Annotated in this window: 13 protein-coding genes and 1 tRNA gene; 9 read left to right on the top strand and 5 right to left on the bottom strand. The window is 60.0% G+C overall.

Going from position 1 to position 18,366, the window contains the following annotated elements; genetic code table 11:
* The first annotated feature begins 2 nt into the window (after positions 1-2).
* Positions 3-821, top strand: a complete 819-nt coding sequence (locus ACQQ2Q_RS04920) for an ABC transporter permease (RefSeq protein ID WP_428185900.1) — start codon at positions 3-5, stop codon at positions 819-821.
* Between the two features lie 75 nt (positions 822-896).
* Here ACQQ2Q_RS04920 and ACQQ2Q_RS04915 read toward each other — a convergent pair whose 3' ends face one another.
* Together ACQQ2Q_RS04915 and ACQQ2Q_RS04910 are read right to left on the bottom strand one after the other, a co-directional pair.
* Positions 897-1,139: a DUF6460 domain-containing protein gene (locus ACQQ2Q_RS04915; protein WP_428185899.1), complete on the bottom strand. Its 243-nt coding sequence runs from the start codon at positions 1,137-1,139 to the stop codon at positions 897-899.
* Between the two features lie 49 nt (positions 1,140-1,188).
* Positions 1,189-3,039: an AsmA family protein gene (locus ACQQ2Q_RS04910; protein ID WP_428185898.1), complete on the bottom strand. Its 1,851-nt coding sequence runs from the start codon at positions 3,037-3,039 to the stop codon at positions 1,189-1,191.
* A gap of 156 nt (positions 3,040-3,195) precedes the next feature.
* On the opposite strand from ACQQ2Q_RS04910, the gene ACQQ2Q_RS04905 reads away from it, so the two are divergent.
* Positions 3,196-5,148 carry an acetoacetate--CoA ligase gene (locus ACQQ2Q_RS04905; RefSeq protein WP_428185897.1) on the top strand — a complete coding sequence of 651 codons (1,953 nt, stop codon included), beginning with the start codon at positions 3,196-3,198 and terminating at the stop codon, positions 5,146-5,148.
* A gap of 250 nt (positions 5,149-5,398) precedes the next feature.
* On the opposite strand, the gene ACQQ2Q_RS04900 is transcribed toward ACQQ2Q_RS04905, so the two are convergent.
* Positions 5,399-6,973, bottom strand: coding sequence for an ABC transporter permease (locus tag ACQQ2Q_RS04900; protein WP_428186483.1), 1,575 nt, complete (start codon positions 6,971-6,973; stop codon positions 5,399-5,401).
* Between the two features lie 462 nt (positions 6,974-7,435).
* Between ACQQ2Q_RS04900 and ACQQ2Q_RS04895 the strand changes: the two genes are divergently transcribed.
* Positions 7,436-8,077, top strand: coding sequence for a DUF930 domain-containing protein (locus ACQQ2Q_RS04895; RefSeq protein WP_428185896.1), 642 nt, complete (start codon positions 7,436-7,438; stop codon positions 8,075-8,077).
* A gap of 415 nt (positions 8,078-8,492) precedes the next feature.
* Here the strand turns inward: ACQQ2Q_RS04895 and ACQQ2Q_RS04890 are convergent, their stop codons facing one another.
* Positions 8,493-9,239: an SDR family oxidoreductase gene (locus ACQQ2Q_RS04890; protein WP_428185895.1), complete on the bottom strand. Its 747-nt coding sequence runs from the start codon at positions 9,237-9,239 to the stop codon at positions 8,493-8,495.
* 94 nt (positions 9,240-9,333) lie between these two features.
* On the opposite strand from ACQQ2Q_RS04890, the gene ACQQ2Q_RS04885 reads away from it, so the two are divergent.
* On the top strand, positions 9,334-10,263 hold the full coding sequence (locus ACQQ2Q_RS04885; protein ID WP_428186482.1) for a cupin domain-containing protein: 930 nt from the start codon (positions 9,334-9,336) through the stop codon (positions 10,261-10,263).
* 410 nt (positions 10,264-10,673) lie between these two features.
* On the top strand, positions 10,674-11,186 hold the full coding sequence (locus ACQQ2Q_RS04880; protein ID WP_428185894.1) for a 2'-5' RNA ligase family protein: 513 nt from the start codon (positions 10,674-10,676) through the stop codon (positions 11,184-11,186).
* Between the two features lie 28 nt (positions 11,187-11,214).
* Here ACQQ2Q_RS04880 and ACQQ2Q_RS04875 read toward each other — a convergent pair whose 3' ends face one another.
* A complete protein-coding gene (locus ACQQ2Q_RS04875; RefSeq protein ID WP_428185893.1) occupies positions 11,215-15,162 on the bottom strand; it encodes an ATP-binding protein in 3,948 nt (1,315 codons plus the stop codon).
* A 243-nt stretch (positions 15,163-15,405) separates the two neighbouring features.
* Between ACQQ2Q_RS04875 and ACQQ2Q_RS04870 the strand changes: the two genes are divergently transcribed.
* The 4 genes from ACQQ2Q_RS04870 to ACQQ2Q_RS04855 all read left to right on the top strand — a co-directional run bounded on the left by ACQQ2Q_RS04870 (position 15,406) and on the right by ACQQ2Q_RS04855 (position 18,113).
* Entirely contained in the window at positions 15,406-15,852 is a 447-nt protein-coding gene (locus ACQQ2Q_RS04870; RefSeq protein WP_428185892.1) for a phasin, read from the top strand.
* Between the two features lie 138 nt (positions 15,853-15,990).
* Positions 15,991-16,067, top strand: a tRNA-His gene (locus ACQQ2Q_RS04865).
* 267 nt (positions 16,068-16,334) lie between these two features.
* A complete protein-coding gene (locus tag ACQQ2Q_RS04860; RefSeq protein ID WP_428185891.1) occupies positions 16,335-17,060 on the top strand; it encodes an AbiV family abortive infection protein in 726 nt (241 codons plus the stop codon).
* Positions 17,061-17,510: 450 nt separating this feature from the next.
* On the top strand, positions 17,511-18,113 hold the full coding sequence (locus ACQQ2Q_RS04855; protein ID WP_428185890.1) for a hypothetical protein: 603 nt from the start codon (positions 17,511-17,513) through the stop codon (positions 18,111-18,113).
* Positions 18,114-18,366: the final 253 nt, after the last annotated feature.

Here is an 18,366-nt window from a genome sequence, read left to right as displayed (position 1 = left end):
TCATGCTCAAATGGTCTCGCTTCAACATCGCATCGGTCACGCTCGGCTTCGCCTTCCTCTACCTGCCGATCGTGCTACTGGTCATCTTCTCCTTCAACGAGTCCAAGCTGGTGACCGTCTGGGGCGGTTTTTCCACCAAGTGGTATGTCTCGCTGATGAGCAACCAGCAATTGCTGGATGCCGCATGGGTGACGCTGCGCATCGCTCTGTTATCGGCGTCGATTGCAACGGTTCTGGGCACGATGGCGGCAATTGCCCTGACGCGTTACACGCGCTTTCGCGGACGCATGCTGTTTTCCGGCATGGTCTATGCACCGCTGGTGATGCCCGATGTGATTACCGGCCTGTCGCTGCTCCTGCTGTTCGTCTCGATCGGCATGGATCGCGGCTTCTGGACGGTGCTGATTGCCCATATCACCTTTTCCATGTGCTATGTCGCCGTCGTCGTCCAATCGCGACTGATCACATTTGACCGTTCGCTGGAAGAGGCAGCGCTCGATCTGGGCGCAACGCCGACCAGAACCTTCTTCGAGGTGACCTTGCCGATCATTGCCCCGGCGATCATCTCCGGCTGGATGCTGGGCTTTACCCTGTCGCTCGACGATCTGGTGATCTCGAGCTTCACCACCGGCCCGGGTGCCACCACGCTGCCGATGAAGATCTACAGTCAGGTGAAACTGGGCGTGACGCCGGAAATCAATGCGGTCTGCACCATCCTGATTGCCATCGTCACCTGCGGCGTGATCGCAACCTCGATCATCACCAAGCGCCAGGAAGTCCAGCGCCAGCGCGACGAGCATATCGCAGCCCAGGGCGGCTGATCCGACGGCCACGCGCGGTGGAGCATTTTGGCGAAGAAGTTGGCGAAGAAGGTTGCCGCTTTTGCTGGAGTGGCTCTAACCGCGCGGCGGCAACAGGATGTAGGTGATGAACCAGATCGGCACCACGAACAGCGCGCCCAGCATGATCTTGGGCGCGCACCATGTCATCCATTGACCGGCAAGTTCGACCAAGCGTTGCGGGGTAAGCCCCACCAGGCCGATCACGCTTTCCCATGTGATGCCGAAGAAGGAAAGGCCTATGCCCGCAAACAGCGAGGCAAGGGCAATCTTGAACAGGGCGATGATCATGTGGCGCATCAAAGCCTCCCCACGCCGATGATTCGCCACGATATTAGCGCGTTCTGATTTAACGGGACATGGGCGAGAGGATGGGATCTGGCCAGGATCCACCGACAAACAGGGTGGTTTGTGCGCTTGCGCCCTGACTTTTTGCGGGATCTGCCGTCCACTGCGCCATCAGTGCCAGACCGTTGTCGGCATAGGGAACGATCCCCGACAGAGTGAGGGTCGAACCGGAACTCTCCAGAAGGCCCTTGTCGATCCGGGCTGCGCCATCGGCGAGAGTGGCGACCAGCTCGATCTTGTCGTAGTCGAGGCTACCGGTGCCGGTATCGCTCAGGCGGAAAAAGCGCTCGCTGGCCGCACGCGCCAGGACAGCGTCCAGATTGAAGGGCTTCAGCGTTCCGGACGAGGCGGTAAAACGCAGTGTGCCGTCAACATCGTCCAAGCCGGCAACCGCCATCGGCTTGTTGAAATTGAGCGAGAGGTCAAGCGAGCCACGACCCCGGGGAAGGGGGCCTTGCATGGGCATGCGCTCGAAGATCGCCGCCAGATCGACATCCGATGCTGACAATTGCAACTGGTCGCCATCCGGCCCGCCAGTATCGACGAGCTGTGCGGTGAAGGCACCGCCTTCCAGCCGGGAATCGATGATGTTCACCTGGCGCCTGGTGCCGGATGTGACGATGCTGGCTGCCATCTGCTCGAGCTTGAATGGCTCGAGGCTTGCCGTCGCGGCAGACAAGGTCACATCGAAATCGAGCCATTGCGGCAACAGACCGGGTGTCTTTTCAAAACCGGGTGGAAGGGCGGAAAACGTATCGATCAGGGCGCCAAGATCGATATCGTCAAACGCAAGCGTGCCGCCGATTTTCGGCCTCTTCCCCGAGGGCATCATGAGATCCAGCACGCCGCTTGCGCTGCTGTCGTCCGATGTTGCCGCAAACTTGTCGAGCCGCATGCTGTCGCCAAGCGTTTGCACCTCGGCACGGACACTGGCGCGTTTGACGTTGACGAAGGGTCCCTGTTTCCAGCCTCCCCAGGTGAGGAAGGCTGCCATATCGGGAATGTCCAGCCTGAGCGAACCGGACAGCAACTGACCGGCATAGAGGTTGGCCGGACCATCGAAAGAGGCGCCAAAGCCCGGAGCGCGCAGCGTGAGCGAAATCGCGGTGTCCTTGCCGGCAAACAGAACGAGCGGCTTTGCAGCGGAGAGATCGATCGTCAAGGCCCGTCCGGCCACGCTGGCGGTGACCTTGCCCTCGAACCTGGCCGACAGGTTTGCCCATTTGATCTCACCGGAAATGGCATCGATGGTGACGGTTTGTCCCGACGAGACATCGGTGAACTCGACGGTGCCATCCTCAACGGTCACATTGCCGATCTCTGTGTCCAATGTCTCCTCGGAGGCTGGCTTGGCCTGCGTGTCCGCCCTGGCGCGCGCCACAGCCTGGCCGAGCAACCCGCCTCCGGTCCAGACGATATGGTGGTCCCGATCGCGGGTGACGGAAATGACGGGGCGGACAAATTCGAAATCGCTGAAGGCCGGTTCGCCGCGAAGGGCGGCGATCACACCAAAGCTCGCGGTCAGCCGCTCGATACGGCCGAGCACTTGATCGCCGCTGGCCGACGGCTTGACGATCGTCACGTTGGGCAGGGTGATGCGGGGCTCCGGCCAGAAACGGACCTGAGGTGTGCCGCCGATGCTGGCCTGCTCTCCCGTCCAGGCCGACAGGCTGCGTTCCATGGCACTTCGCACGGCGCTGGTGGAGACCAAAAGAGGGGCAAAGGCCAGAAGAGCGACGTAAAGGCCAGCACCTGACAGCATGACGACGGCGATGGTGCGCACGAGCTTGATCGCGCGTTTTGTCCGCGTGCCGGGGCAGACCGGCCTGCCATCTTTTTTATTCTGCGCCATGATCACATGTGGCCCGCTGTCGCAGGTCCTCTCCTGTTGTCTGCCCGATATAGGAATTGTCGGTTTCTGGCAAATGCAGCCAAGCTTGAGACCGGTAGAAGCACTTCATATTGCGGCGCAACCTGATATACAGGCAAAGACTTTGTGGAGGATAGCATGCAACAGGAAAAGCCGCTTTGGGAGCCCTCTGAAGCGTTTCAGAAAAACACACCGCTCTACGCATTCATTCAGTCCTGCGGCGAGCGTGCCGGACGGGCATTTGACGGCTATGACGACTTTTATGCCTGGTCGATCGCGGATCGCGGCGCCTTCTGGTCGGCGGTGTGGGACGAATGCGGGATTCGCGGCGAAAAGGGCAGCATTGCTCTGACCGATACCGGGCGCATGCTGGATGATCGCTTTTTTCCGCAGGCGAAGCTGAATTTCGCGGAGAACCTGCTGGCCGGCGCCGGCGATGGCGACGCGCTGATTTTCCGGGGCGAAGACAAGGTGTCCTATCGCTGGTCGTGGAACATGTTGTCGCAGACGGTTTCCCGCCTGCAGCAGGCCTTTCGCGCGCTGGGTATCGGCGAGGGCGACCGCATTGCCGCGATGATGCCCAATATGCCGGAAACGGTTGCCTGCATGCTGGCGGCCACATCGATCGGGGCGATCTGGTCGTCCTGTTCGCCGGATTTTGGCGATCAGGGTGTGCTCGACCGGTTCGGACAGATCGAACCGAAGCTCTTTATTGCCTGCGACGGCTACTGGTATAACGGCAAGATGCAGGATGTGGCCGACAAGGTGCGCGCAGTCACCGCCAGGCTTGGCGTGCCATCGCTGATCATTCCCTATGCCGGCGATGCCAAGGCATTGGCCGCATCGATCAGCGATGCAAAGACGCTGGACGATTTCATCGCGCCTTATCAGGCAAAGCCGCTGGACTTTGTTCAGCTGCCATTTTCCCACCCGGTCTATATCCTGTTTTCGTCCGGCACCACGGGCGTGCCGAAATGCATCGTTCATTCCGCCGGCGGCACGCTGCTGCAGCATGTGAAGGAGCATCGCTTCCATTGCGGCGTCGCCAGGGGCGAACCGATCTTCTACTTCACCACCTGCGGCTGGATGATGTGGAACTGGCTGATCTCCGGTCTTGCCTGCGGGGCAACGCTTTGCCTTTATGACGGCTCGCCCTTTGCGCCCGATGGCAATGTGCTGTTCGATTATGCCGAGGCGGAAGGCTTTACCGTCTTCGGCACCTCGGCCAAATATATCGACGCCGTGCGCAAGGACGGGCTGACGCCGAAAACCACCCATGACCTGTCCAAACTCAGGCTGATCACATCGACCGGCTCTCCGCTGTCGCCGGAAGGCTTTTCCTTCGTCTATGAGGGGATCAAGGACGATGTGCATCTGGCCTCGATCTCCGGTGGCACGGACATCGTGTCCTGCTTCGTTTTGGGCAATCCGCTCAAGCCGGTCTGGCGCGGCGAGATCCAGGGCGCGGGCCTTGGTCTTGCGGTCGATGTGTGGAACGACGAGGGCAAGCCGGTCAAGGGCGAGAAGGGCGAGTTGGTCTGCACCAGGGCCTTTCCGGCCATGCCGATCATGTTCTGGAACGATCCGGACGGGGCGAAATATCATGCCGCCTATTTCGAGCGCTTCGACAATATCTGGTGCCATGGCGATTTTGCCGAATGGACGGAGCATGGCGGCCTGATCATCCATGGCCGTTCCGACGCGACGCTCAATCCGGGCGGCGTGCGCATCGGCACGGCGGAGATCTATAACCAGGTCGAGCAGATGGATGAGGTGGCAGAAGCGATCTGCATCGGCCAGGACTGGCAGGACGACGTGCGGGTGGTGCTGTTCGTGCGGCTGGCCGCCGGTGTGACCCTGACGCCGGAGCTGGAAAAGGCCATCAAGACCAAGATCCGCACCGGCGCCTCGCCGCGTCACGTGCCGGCCAGGGTGATTGCCGTTGCCGATATTCCGCGCACCAAATCCGGCAAGATTGTCGAACTGGCCGTGCGTGAAGTGGTGCATGGCCGGGCCGTCAAGAACAAGGAGGCGCTGGCCAATCCGGACGCGCTCGACCTGTTTCGGGACCTCCCGGAGCTGAAGACGTAAGCTATTGCTATAAAAGGGTGATCTGTAATGCGTAAAGAGCCGGCACGACGATTTTTTTATGCCGACTTAATAGCCTGTTAATGGCTGTTGCCTACAACGGTGGGCAACTTGAGCGCGACTGATGAACACGTCGCGAGGGATCGTTCAGTCCCGGTTTGGCATGATGCCGATCACCCCCGGCTCTGGTTGAACAGCATAACTTTTACGGGCGGCTTCGGCCGCCCTTTTTTCTGCGGCACGATCGCTGGCGTCAGCGCTTGCCCTCGAGCGAGCGCGAGACCAGCAGCACGGGGACCAGCCCCGCCAGAATGATGATGATGGCGGCAACCGAGGCATCCTGCACGCGCGAGCGCGAGGCATCTTCATAGACCAGCGTGGCCAGCGTGTTGAAGTTGAACGGGCGCAGCAGAATGGTGGCCGACAGCTCTTTCAGCGTTTCGATGAAGACCAGCAGGGCGGCGGTCAGAACGGCCGGCCGCATATTGGGCATGAGCACATTTTTCAGGGTCTGCAAGCCGGTGCGCCCGAGCGTGCGCGAGGCCATGTCGAGATGCGGCGACAGTTTCTGGAAGCCGGCATCGATGGAGCCTTCCGCCATGGTGAGGAAACGCACGCTTGCGGCATAGACAATGGCAAAGCCGGTGCCCGACAGCAACAGCCCGGTGGACAGGCCGGCATAGTCGCGCATGACACCGTCTATGGCATTGTCGAGGCCGGCCAGCGGAATGAGAACGCCGATGCCGAGCACCGTTCCGGGAATGCCGTAGCCAAGGGCCGCGATCCGTCCGGCAATGGCGGTCGGGCGCGATTTTCCCACCCGGGCGGCATAGGCAAGGGCAAAGGCAAGCACGACGGTGATGGCGGCAGCCGACGACGACACCAGGATCGAATGGCCGAGCGCGGACAAAAGCCGGCTTTCGGCGAACTGGTCGATCCGGCGGGCGGCAAATTGCGCCATGACGCCGGCTGGAATGAAAAAGCCGATGACCACCGGCAGGATGCAGGCGGTGACGGCGGCCAGGCTGCGCCAGCCGGAAAGCCGGCGGCGCAACTGGTCGGGAACGGCAGCCGTGGTCTTGTTGCTGGCAAAGCGCTGGCGTTTGCGCGCGGCCCGTTCCACCGCCATGACCGCCACCACGATCAAGAGCATCACGCAGGCGATCTGGGCGGCACCCGACAGGCTGCCGCGATTGAGCCAGGTATCGTAGATGGAGAAGGTCAGCGTCTTCACCCCCAGATATTCCACCGCGCCGATATCGTTGAGCGCTTCCATCATCACCAGTGTCAGCCCGATCATGATGGCAGGCCTGGCCATGGGGATCTGCACCCGCAGAAACACCTTGAGCGGCCCGGCACCCAGCGTGCGCGCCACATCGGCCGCAGCCCGGCCCTGCATCAGGAACATCGAGCGGCAGGCGAGAAACACATAAGGATAGAGCACGGCGCTCATCACCAGCACCGCACCGCCGAGCGAGCGGATATCGGGAAAGACATAGTCCCGTGCCGACTGATAGGCGAACAGGCCGCGATAGAAGGTCTGGATCGGGCCGGTGAAATCGAGGAATTCGCCGAAGGCATAGGCTGCCAGATAAGACGGGATGGCAAGCGGCAGTACGAGCGCGATGGACAAGCTGCGGCGCAGCGGAAAGTCGAAGGCGGTGACCAGCCAGGCGCACAGGATGCCGATGAAACTGGTGACGATGCCGGTATAGAACACCAGTTCGAAGGTCTGCACCGAGGCGCGCGGCACGACATTCAGCATCATGTGACGCCAATTGTCGGTATCGCCGGAAAAGGCAATCCAGAAGATCGCCACAATGGGCATGGCAACGATGGCGGAAATCAACAGCGCCAGCGGCGCCAGCCTGTTGACCGGTCGCTTTGTCGCGCCCAGATGCGCCTCAATGGGAGGCGCCTCCATGGGATATGTGGCCCGATCGCGCTGCAAACCCGCTATCCTTCATCCATCTCACCGTGCCCGCTCTAGCCCAAACCGGCGCGGAAGGAAACGGGGGAGGGAAAAGGGCGGGGGAAAAGGGTGGTGCGGGTGGAGGAGATGAGGCGCAATTGGCGGCAGTCGGTCGCCCGGCGCCGATATTGCATCGGTCGTAATAATCTCTAATCTCGCTTTTAGTTCAAAGAGATTGCATGGGCTTAATTCTCACTTCGACGTCTTTTCCAGGGTCTTCATGTTCGTGCTCACAAAGCCAAATTTTGGCGCATCACATTGAATGCTGCGGTCGGCAAGACAAAGGAGCGGTTTGACCCGCAATATGTCGCAGCCTCTGTGCTGCTGCATCTTCTCCTGCTTCCTCTGATATTGCTGTGGCCCCATCCCGCCGCGATGCCCTCTCCGCAGGAGGATATCCTTGATGTGCAGATTGTCACCCAGGCACCTGTGGTCGCGCAACAGAACCAAAGTCTGCTGCCGCTGGCTGTCGTATCCAAGACTGGCAAATCCCGGTCAACGGAAACGCAACAACCTCAGTCGGCATCTGCTGTGCCTGCAAAGCCCCCGACGGATTTACCGACAAGCGTCAAACCGACCCATATGCTGTCGCAAGACGTTCTTGCCGACCGCCGCAGCCTCCAGGCGAGGCTTGCCCTGGCCCAACTATCTCCCGCCGAGCAGGTCGAGCAGCTTTGCAATATCGAGGCGATGGCGCAGGTCGGGCATTGGAATGGAAGCCTGAACCCCGATCGCGTCGTTGCCTATGCGATGGCTGGCACCCAACTCAAAGAGAACGCTTTTTCCGCAGACGGAGCTGCGGTGCACAGCCAACGGGACTGGTACCGGCTCAAATTTCAATGTGGCTTGACCCCGGACCACAAGAAGGTGGTGAACTTCGAGTTCACAATGGGCGACCCAATTCCAAGGAAAGACTGGACGGAATACGGCCTGCCCGAAGAAGAGGGAGAGCTCGATTGACGGCAAGCGAGTTGTGTCCGGGTCGCGCTGCAAATCCGCTATCCTTCATCCATCTCACCGTGCCCGCTCTAGCCCAAACCGGCGCGGAAGGAAACGGGGGAGGGGTGTCGAGCACGGTTCTTGTTGGAATATCTGCTATGGCAGGTTTGGGGGGGCGGCAGGGGACTGTCCAATGACGGAGCTCTGAACGGCGAAAGCGGACATCCAGGCATGTGGTGATGCGGTCCGAGTCCGGCCTTGAGCGGTCATGGCCATAAAGTCCGGGAGGCGGTACACGTTTGATCTCGGTATTCAGTCAGACAACCGACGATCGGGGATGCTGCAACAAGCGGTCCAGGCGAAGGGCTGCGTAGAAAAGAACGAAGGGCAGCAGAATGCTCGCTAATCTAGCCGCCACTCCCTCCTGATTTCTCCATCAGCGCGCTTGAGCAAGCGCGGCAGCGTCCGCTCCGGCAGGAAACCGAAGCTGATTGTCGGTATCGTGGACGGCCCGCCAAATCGCCTCTGCAACATCGTTTTCCGTTGTGGTCAGCAATGGATGTGCAAACGCCTCTAGGATTGGCCTTGCGAAGTCCGCATAGCCGCCGGGAAGGAGATCAGAGACGGGAACGATGGCATTCGCCCCAAACCGGGTGGTCGGTGCATAGCCCGGCTCGACGAGTTTCACGCGCACCCGGAAATGACCAAGCTCATGCGCCACCGAAGCCGAGAAGCCTTCGATGGCCTGTTTAGTGGCGGTGTAGGCTGCTGCGAGTGGGAATTCTCCCAACGCGACGCTTGATGTGACATTGATGATGGTTCCGGATTGACGCGCGCGCATCTGTGGGATGACCGCCTGGCACATCGCCATAACGCCGATCGTGTTGGTCTCGAAAAGCTGTCGAATGAGGGACATTGGCATCGCCTCGAATGCACCAACGCCGCCAAGCCCAGCGTTGTTGACCAGCACATCAATCGGACCAGCATTTTCGATAAGGCTGGCGATGCTGTCGGGGCTGGTGACATCGAGCGGCAGCACACGCAGCCGGTCAGTCTGGGCGAACAGCGACGGATCGGGGCGCCGCATGGTCGCGAGAACATTCCAACCTTGAGCGAGAAAGTGTTCGGCGGTGGCCTTGCCGTAGCCAGATGATGTGCCAGTGATGAGGATCGTCTTGGTCATGTTCGTCTCCTTGGTTGCGGTCAGATAGCAATAGACAGCAGTCTTGGGACGATCTATGGTTCATGATCCAAGAAAGATTACGGATCGTCCAAATATGGATCCCCTCAGCGATATCGTCACTTTATTGCGGCCGAGAGCCGCGATAGCAAAACCCATCTCCGGGCGCGGCACATGGGGCGTTCGCTACGAATCCTACGATGCACCCGGATTCACGCTCGTCCTGACTGGAGAAGCATGGCTCACATTCGGTGACCGGGAACCGCTCCGGATATCCGAAAACGATTTTCTCCTGTTGCCGACGACGCCCGCCTTCTCATTAGGTAGCCACCCCGGCGCTCCCTGCGTTGCCACAGAACCTCTGGCCGAAGCTGTTCGCCACGGCGAGCAGGAAGGAGAGCCTGAATTCGTGGCGCTGGGGGGAAGCTTCTCGATTGAAAGCGTCAACGCGCCGCTGCTGCTGGCGCTGCTGCCCGATGCAATTCACATCCCCGCTTCGGCGGGACGCGGGACGCGATTTGGCCGCGTAATCGAACTGCTCTCCGAAGAATGCGCTGCTGACTATCCCGGCAAAGATCTGATTGTCCAGCGCTTGCTGGAGACGCTACTGATAGAGGTATTGAGGTGGGACATTATCGGGACCAACACAGCCTCGGCGGGTTTGCTGAATGGGCTGCGCGATCCCGCCATGGCCCGGGTCCTGCGTGCAATTCACGAGGACGTTCGCCGGAGGTGGACGGTAGCCGATCTTGCGGGGGTAGCTGGCATGTCGAGATCGGGTTTCGCCGCGCGGTTCAACGAGACCCTCGGGTGCGGGCCAATTGAATATCTGTCTCGCTGGCGCATCGCTATTGCCAAGCAAGCCCTGCTGAGCGGTTCAAAGTCACTCGACCGGATCGCGGATGAAATAGGTTATGAATCTGCGAGCGCCTTTAGCACAGCGTTCAGCAAGAAGCTCGGCTGCTCCCCTGGCAGGTTCGCTAAAAGGCATGAGCTCAGTGCCAGCGCCAGCATTCCAGTGATCTAATGACGCTACCCGACGCAGACCGCCGCCCGTGATAGTCTCACATGTCCGCTCTTGGCGCCAAGGCGACATGACATGCCATCTTCGGATGTCCGCTTTCGAGCGACTCAGCGGATCGCCTGAACATCCGACTTGACGGCGCAATCGGCGCTTGACGGTCAGGTCCACTTCCCCGCAAAATGCGGGACATGCTGTCCGGTCCGGCCGTCGCCCATCGCTCACACCATGGCGCACCGCAAGGGGGTGCAACCCTCTTTGCTCCCATGCCTGGAACATATCGCTCTGCCACCCGTTGCATATGGAGAGCGAATAGGCGCGGCGCGATGACGTGGACTGGACTTTCCCGGCATTTGACCGGATAGCAATGGCCACCGCGCCGCGTGGCTCTTCTCCTTGCAAAGACCGATATCGCCATGAAAACGCGACATCCGCTGATCCTCACCGCCCGCATTGCCGACGATGATCTGGCACCGTTCGACCGGCTGCGCAAAGCCCATTTTCCGCCGGAGCGGAATTTTCTGCATGCGCATCTGACCATGTTTCACCGGCTGCCCGGCGAATATGCGGGCCGCATCGTCGAGACACTCGAGCGGGTCGCAGCACTGCAAAAGCCGATCGGTGCACAGGTCACGGGTCTGCGCCATCTGGGCGCGGGCGTTGCCTTTGCGATTGCCAGTCCTGAGCTATATGAGGTCAGGCAGGCCTTGAGAGGCGCCTTCGTCGCCTGGCTGAATTCGCAGGACATGCATAAATGGCAGCCGCACATCACCATCCAGAACAAGGTTTCCAGAGGTGAGGCAGATCAGCTTTTCAAGGCGCTTCAGACACGTTTCGAACCGCGCCCAATCCGCATCGTCGGCCTCGACCTGCATGCCTATCTGGACGGTCCCTGGCGTCTGGACAAGTCCGTGACCTTTGGCGCTTAATCCTGAATTGGTCGCGGCCGGCTTGCCCTCAGTCGGCAAGAACCCGGGGTGAGGGGAAGGTGATTTCCACGAGCGTGCCTTCATTGGGCGTCGAGTGGATGGAGAATTGCGCGCGGTTGGCGTCGACCATGGCTTTGGTCAGCGGCAGGCCAAGGCCGGTTCCGTCGCCGCGGGCCTGCATGCCCGACGAGATCTGGCGAAACGGCTTCATCGCCTGTTCCAGTTCCGAGCGGGACATGCCGATGCCGGTATCGCGAATGCGCAGGCTCACGCTGCCATTCATCTCATAGGCCGTCGACACGATGATCTGCCCGCCCGACGGGGTGAAGCGGATCGCATTGGCGAGAACATTGAGCACGATCTGCTTGATCGAGCGCATGTCGGCCACCACCGACGGCACGGTCTGCGACAGCGAGGTGCGGATGATGACGCGCTGGCCATTGGCCTGCGGCTGCACGATGGAAACGGCCTGGGAGACCGTTTCGTTGAGGCCGACCGCGGTGAAATCGAGATCCATCTCGCCCGCCTCGATCTTGGAAATATCGAGAAGGTCGTTGACGATATCGAGCACGTGGCGGCCGGAGCGGACGATATCGGTGGCATATTCGCTGTAGCGGGTATGGCCGATCGGTCCGAAATGCTCATTGGCCATCATGTCGGCAAAGCCGATGATCGCGTTGAGCGGCGTGCGGATTTCGTGGCTGACCCGGGCGAGGAAATCGCTCTTGTGGGAATTGGCGGTTTCGGCCGCGCGCTTGGCATTGCGCAGCTCTTCTTCGGTGCGCTTCCACTGGGTGATATCGCGGATCACGGCGCAGTAGCCGTTGGACGAGGTCAGCCTGCCGATGGTCATGAACAGCGGCAGGAAGCCGCCGGAGGCCTCGCGGCCGATCACTTCGCGCCCGTCGTTCAACACGCTGGCCACGCCATGGCCGGCCAGGCCTGACAGGTAATCGAGAATGGCCTTCTGGCTTTCATGGGCAAACAGCATGACGAAGGGCTTGCCGCGCACTTCGGCATCTTCGTAATTGAACAAAGCGCCGGCCGAGCCGTTCATGGAGCGGATCTCGCCCTCGGACGAGAGGATCACCACGCCATCGGTGGCCGTTTCCAGGATCGAGCGCATCTCGTCCACTTCGACCTGGATCCGCGCCAGCTCGCTGGCCATGTCCTGCCTGCCCAGATCCTGGTTGGCAGCATCCGGCCTTGCGACGTCGCTTGCAGGGATTGTCGTTTCCACGGGCACCAGCGACAGCATCAGCGCGCTTGCCCCATCCCAGCGGATCGATTGCAGCCTCGCCGAGACAGGCACCAGTTCGTCATCGGAGCGCACGGCCACGATGCGGCTTGCGGTCTCGGAGGCGCCCTCCAGATCCTGTCGCTGCAACAGCACGTCCAGCCCGCCGGCCTTGCCGAGCGCCTCGACGCTGTCATAGCCCGAAAGTTTCAGGAATTCCGGATTGGCATGGATCAGCCGGTCGCCGACATGGACCAGCAGCGCCACCGGCATGGCATCCACCAGTTCGGCACTGAAGCCCACTTCCTTGCGGTTGACGGTGGAGGCAAAGACGGAGAAGGAGCGCGTATGCTCATCCTGCTCGTCTGGCGCCTGAATGGCCTCGTCGTGGTCTGCGTCGGACCTGTCTGCCTCGTCGGCTGGCGCGTCCACCGCGTCCGATGGAGCCTCCGTCGTCGCGGTGTCGCGGCGTTCATCGACGGTCGGTGTCTGGGCGGGAATGTCGCTGCGCTCGGTCGCCGCGTCGCCACTCTGGTCGCCTGTCATGACATCGTCTTCGGTCTGTTCGGCCGGTGCCTGTGTCCTGCTTGCGGATGCCTGATCGCGAAGACCATGCGGATCGAGCTTGCGGGCGATCTCGCGGAAGGCGGCTTCCTCGCCGGGTGACAGACCGTCGCGGTTGCGGACACGATGATCCTGGAACCGGATGACCTTGTCGGACTGACGGCGGTTGGGCGTTTCAGCGAGCGTCAGGACCGGCGGTTCATCGCGCACGATCCCGGCGTCGGGCGCGTCCGCAGCCGGTGCGGTGTCGGTGTCGGGCTCGGCCTCGACCTCGGCCGCGACATCCGTCTCGGTCTGCGCCGCAGCCTCGTCAGGCACTTCCTCGGCATTCACCGCGGCGTCTTCGACATTCTGGTTGGCTGCAGGCTGGTTGGCGGCGGGCTGGTTGGCTGCAGGCTGGTTGGCTGCAGGCATCTCGTTCGTCGCCGCTGCGGCGGAAGCCTCGGTTGGCGGAGCATTATCAGAGACGGAAGTCTTCGCTTCGGTCTCAGCCTCGACAATGCTGTCCGTCTCCTCTGCTGCGACCGTATCGGAAGTGGCATTGCCGGCAAGCGTCAGGCCGGCGCCATCGGCATCGTCCACGGCATCGCTGATGCGCACGACGCCAAAGCCGCGGAAACCGTCGAAATCGCGGTTGCGGGTATAGGTGGGCAGGGCGGCAAGATCGACCGGCACGCGAAGGGCGGTTCCCTCGATCGGCCACAGGATGGTCTTGCCCGACCAGGTGTCGCGCTTGTTCAAAAGGGCGCGCACCGTGCCTTCCGGGTCGAGATCGAGGCGTTCTGCCAGATCGGCAAAGGAGACGCCGTTAATGGCGGCCGCACGCGGGCCGACGGCTTCGGCAAATTCGTGGGAGACCTCGCTGAAACGGCCCTCGGCATCGATCTTCCAGACAAAGCGCGTGGCGCGGCTCTTCGGGTCGAACACGAAAGCCGGCACATCACCGGCGGCCTCCGCTTCGATGGCCTGCTCGGCCTTTGCGGCTTGCGGCTCGGCATCATCCGGCTCGACGGCAGCGGCAGGCGCATCCGCGACGGGGTCTTGCTCTTGCGCCGCGTTATCCTCATCGGCCGACATCATATCGACGACGGTGTCGATCAGCGACGAGGCAGGCTGCGCCGCGTTAACCATTTGGGCATCGGCATCTGTGGAAAACGTATCAAGATTAGCTTGCGGCGCAATCTCATTTTCGGACGAATCAATGTCATCCGGGCCGGCCTCGATGGTGTCGGCGTCGGTGTCGGTGTCGCGGTCATCGCCATTATCTGCGTCGAATGACGTGGCCGGTTCCAGCCTCTGATCGTCTGCGGGAGTTTGCGAGCTGTCGTCTTCGGCAAAGGCGGCGACGTCGTCGGTCTTGTCTTCCTCATCCGGCTCGACAGCTTCAGGCTTTGCCGCGAAAGGCGCGTCGCTTGGCACCTCCGGTGCCGCATCTGCCACGGCCGTTTTGGGCTGAGGGGCGGCGCGCACTTCCGTTTCCAGCGCCTCGTCTGACGGGCCGAAATTGCCGAGGATGGTTTCCACCACGAACAACAGGTTGAGCGACGGTTCCTCGGAAATCTTGCCGATGGCAGCCGGCAGATAACCAAGCCGGGTCTGGATCGGACGCTTGAGCAGGCGGCTGCGCTCGCTATCGACCATGGTGACGAAACCCCGCGCGGTCTGGTCGGTAATGTCGAGCCGGGCAAAGCCCTCGGAGGCCGAAATCACCATGCCCTGATTGTCCAGCACCGCCATATGGGTATCGGGATCGTCAAAGCCCGACAACAGGCGGCGCGACAGTTGAAGCGGGCTCTGGGCGCTTTCGCCGGGCGGCAGCGAAAACAGGATGGCCGGTTCGCCGCGCCTGATCTCAATCATCTCCACCTGCGCCTGCACGGCCACACGCTGGAAGCCCGAGGGCACGCGCACGACCAGCGAGCGCGTGTCGCCGACAGCCGTGATCTGGCCGGCCGTCACGGCCAGCTGGCGGAAGGAGAGGTCGTTGCGGTTGGGGCCGTTTTCCAGGAATTCATAGATCAGCGGCGTGCCGAAAAAGGCAGCACCCGTGCCGTTTGCCCATAGCACACTGGCCATGTCCGGGGCAAAAAGCACCAGCGCCGAACCACGGGCAAGCTGGTCGCGAACCGCCGGGTGGACGGCAATATCGATGAATGGATACTGGGCAGCGGGCATGTTTGAACCTGTATTCGTAAAACAGCCTTATGGTGGCTTGTTAACAGATTTTTAATATCGACGCACGCCCTCCCGGTCCAGAACATGGGGCGTCATTTCAACGAACAGAGTTAATCGTGAAAATTTTAATTATTGTGCGATGCACAAAAGATGTTGCAATGCACAAATAATCGCCTATATTAGCGTCATGGACGATATATGGGGCGTCAACAGCGGCCCCGCAACCAATAGGAGATTTGATCCATGGCAGCGAAGACAGCAGACGTATTTTCCTTCTCCACCTTCGATCCGTCGAAGCTTCAGGAAAGCTTTCGTGACTACGCCGAAAAGGGCGCAGCCCAGTCGAAGGAAGCCTATGCCAAGATGAAGTCGGCAACCGAAGAAGCCACCAAGACCGTTGAAGCCACAATGCAGACCGCCCAGGCTGGCAGCGTTGAGCTGGGTCTGAAGGCCATCGACGCCATGCGCACCAATGCCGAGATGTCGCTCTCGCATATGGAAGCGCTGATGGGCGTGAAGTCGATTTCCGAATTCGTCGAATTGCAGTCCAATTTCTTCCGCAAGCAGGCCGAAACCACGGTCTCCCAGGCGAAGATGATGCAGGAAACAACCAAGAAGGTTGTCGAGACGACGGCACAGCCTGGCAAGAAAGCCGCCGAAAAGGCAATGGCGAGCATGAAGTCCGCCTGATACAGGCTCGATCCTCCCAAGGATGAATTGGGACCGGTGCATGATGTGCCGGTCCTTTTTTCTTGTCCTGAAGAAAGGGCTTGAAAATTCGTTCGTCACCCCGTATGTGACCCCTCGTAAGCCGTTCGCGGCTTTTGTGCGGTTGTAGCTCAGTTGGTTAGAGCGCAGGTTTGTGGCACCTGAGGTCGGAGGTTCGAGACCCCCCAACCGTACCATTCCCCTCTCCCAGTAAGTCTATATATCAGAAAGACTTACTGGGAGAGGGGAAAACTTTCTCTGAAAAATTCTGTCCACGAGTTTGCCCTGTTGCGCAGTCCATAACAGGCTCATAACATTTGGGCAGTGTTGACAACCCAGTATGATATGAGAACGGCGGCCTGCCCCAGTTTTGTTAAAGTTGGCGCTGTCGGGTCTCTTCGACCGATCATTTGCCATCTTCTGGGTTATTGGCGGTCTCGCCGCGGCCATGTTACCCGTCGGAAATGACTCGATCCCGTTCACAATTCGAATCCGATCTCCTGAAAAGCATCAAGGTATGCATCGCGAACTGTGACCGACTTATCGAAGAAACCTATAACCTCGAATTCAGGAAACCTCCCTCCACTCGCATGTATCTCTCAATGATAGCGCAGGAGGAGGCCGCGAAAGCATTTATGCTCTTCCTTGTGAAAGAGGACATCATCCCTTTCACAAAGGAAATCCGTCGAGCGATCAGGGACCACACTTCAAAACAGCTAGTCGGCGTCCTGATGGACTACATGATCATGCACTGGGACGACATTGGGGAACTGGATGCCGCCATCGCGGTCGACCTCGATAGCGGCGATCAGCTGCCTGTAGATGTGAGGTCCGCCGTCGAGTTGCTCTGCTACGAAAAAGTCGGAAAGTGGATGGGGCACAATTGGATTTGGACTGACGAACCCGAATACGACAAGCTCGTACAAAAAATCGCCGACGGTCACACCGACCGTCGGAAGCAAAGTGCTCTGTACGTCAACATAGGCAGCACCGGTCAGGTTTCAAGCACGCCAGATTCGATTGATGAGACGGAGACCGTCGCTGAACTGGCGAAAGCCAGCAGGTACTCGTGGTTTGCCGAGCGTCTTGTAGATAACGAACCTGAAGCAATCCGAGACAAGGCACGGTTTGAAAAGGTAATGGCGTCTCTCCGCCTTCATTTCGGCACTCGATGGGTCCGCGGCTCATGAAGCTATCGGTACAGCTTCGGAAAACGGCTTTTGGCCTGGATAGACGAGAATGAGATTTCGCCAACGGGATATGGAGGACGGCTCAAGAGGCGTGTCAAACCGTTGAAGTACATCAGCGGCAACCGCGTTTCCGGGTAGTGCCCGACTACAGAGGCCGCCATGCTCGAGCTGTCTGTTGCCCCACCCGCAGGTGGAGAGACGTTTGGACCGAAACCCGTGCGATCGCAGTCGCATTGTGATGGCAAGAGGGATTGGAACCGACAACCTGCAGGACATTTGCCCCTTAGACTCCTGCAGGCTGAGATCGGGCTGTTTGGCTTCTCGACCGTCAAGCTACTGCCATCACGTGATTACTGTGCCGGACATCGATGCATCGTGAAATAGTCGGCGGAGATGGACGCTGCGTTTTTGAACGGATACCAATGTTCCGTGGGTATGGAGGACGATAGCATGTGGCCGTTCAGCAAGAGCAAAACAGTAGCTACGAAGACGCAACCGAAACCCGTTGTCGCGGTCTCGACCATTGCTGAGGTCAATCGCGAGGCTGTCAGGGAGGCGATATCAACGCTCGGACTCGTCAAGCCTGAGACCGAGAACACCATTGTTAGGTTCCTGGAAGACAAAATGGAGACGCATCCGAGGCAGACGCTGACCCAGTACCGGAAAAGTGAACAGCTAACGAAAGAAGAGAAGAACGCAATCGGACTGCGATCGACCGCTTCCATGAGCCGCCAGGCTTTCGAGGACTTGACGGAAATTGGCCTGAAGGAACCATTGAAAGCACACGAGACGGTGCTACTGCGCGCTACGTTTACGGTTCAGCGCCATCGGACGATCCGGCAACTCATGACGTCTGGTGTCGCTGCTGACAAGAGTTTCAAGGGTATCAAGTACGACGTTCTCAATATGGACTGCCCCATCTGTGGACCGCTGCACGGAAAGACGATCAAGCTTGATGAAGCCTCGATTTTTCCCTTGAAGGGCTGCACTTGTGCTACCGCGAATTTCGGCTACCGAGCAGATATCGATTTTCTCGACGCCTGGAATGATTAGCTAGGTCCCTATGCGCTTATGGCAAATCCCGAGGAGGTGCGATGCCCGTAACATGCTCATTGGAGATGCGAGGCTCATTCAAGAGGACCGTAGTTCTGTGCGAGTTCCCGCCACGGATTGGCGACACGATATACCTTCCGGACGAGGCAGGTAGCGTTGTTCAGGTCTTTGCCGTCGGACATATGTCTCAGTCAACGGATAGCGCTCACGCTCCGACCGTGGTGTATTATTGCGATAACCTTGAGGATTGACA

This window comes from Agrobacterium sp. ES01 (assembly GCF_050320885.1).
In the GTDB taxonomy this organism is placed as follows: Bacteria; Pseudomonadota; Alphaproteobacteria; order Rhizobiales; family Rhizobiaceae; genus Allorhizobium.
This window is presented reverse-complemented; position numbering and strand designations above follow the sequence as displayed.

Coding starts and splice junctions, on each gene's coding strand:
- ACQQ2Q_RS04910 (WP_428185898.1), bottom strand. CDS start 3,039: ATGGCGCAGAATAAAAAAGATGGCAGGCCGGTCTGCCCCGGCACGCGG.
- ACQQ2Q_RS04920 (WP_428185900.1), top strand. CDS start 3: ATGCTCAAATGGTCTCGCTTCAACATCGCATCGGTCACGCTCGGCTTC.
- ACQQ2Q_RS04860 (WP_428185891.1), top strand. CDS start 16,335: ATGACTCGATCCCGTTCACAATTCGAATCCGATCTCCTGAAAAGCATC.
- ACQQ2Q_RS04880 (WP_428185894.1), top strand. CDS start 10,674: ATGAAAACGCGACATCCGCTGATCCTCACCGCCCGCATTGCCGACGAT.
- ACQQ2Q_RS04870 (WP_428185892.1), top strand. CDS start 15,406: ATGGCAGCGAAGACAGCAGACGTATTTTCCTTCTCCACCTTCGATCCG.
- ACQQ2Q_RS04890 (WP_428185895.1), bottom strand. CDS start 9,239: ATGACCAAGACGATCCTCATCACTGGCACATCATCTGGCTACGGCAAG.
- ACQQ2Q_RS04875 (WP_428185893.1), bottom strand. CDS start 15,162: ATGCCCGCTGCCCAGTATCCATTCATCGATATTGCCGTCCACCCGGCG.
- ACQQ2Q_RS04855 (WP_428185890.1), top strand. CDS start 17,511: ATGTGGCCGTTCAGCAAGAGCAAAACAGTAGCTACGAAGACGCAACCG.
- ACQQ2Q_RS04915 (WP_428185899.1), bottom strand. CDS start 1,139: ATGCGCCACATGATCATCGCCCTGTTCAAGATTGCCCTTGCCTCGCTG.
- ACQQ2Q_RS04885 (WP_428186482.1), top strand. CDS start 9,334: ATGGATCCCCTCAGCGATATCGTCACTTTATTGCGGCCGAGAGCCGCG.
- ACQQ2Q_RS04900 (WP_428186483.1), bottom strand. CDS start 6,973: ATGCCCATTGTGGCGATCTTCTGGATTGCCTTTTCCGGCGATACCGAC.
- ACQQ2Q_RS04905 (WP_428185897.1), top strand. CDS start 3,196: ATGCAACAGGAAAAGCCGCTTTGGGAGCCCTCTGAAGCGTTTCAGAAA.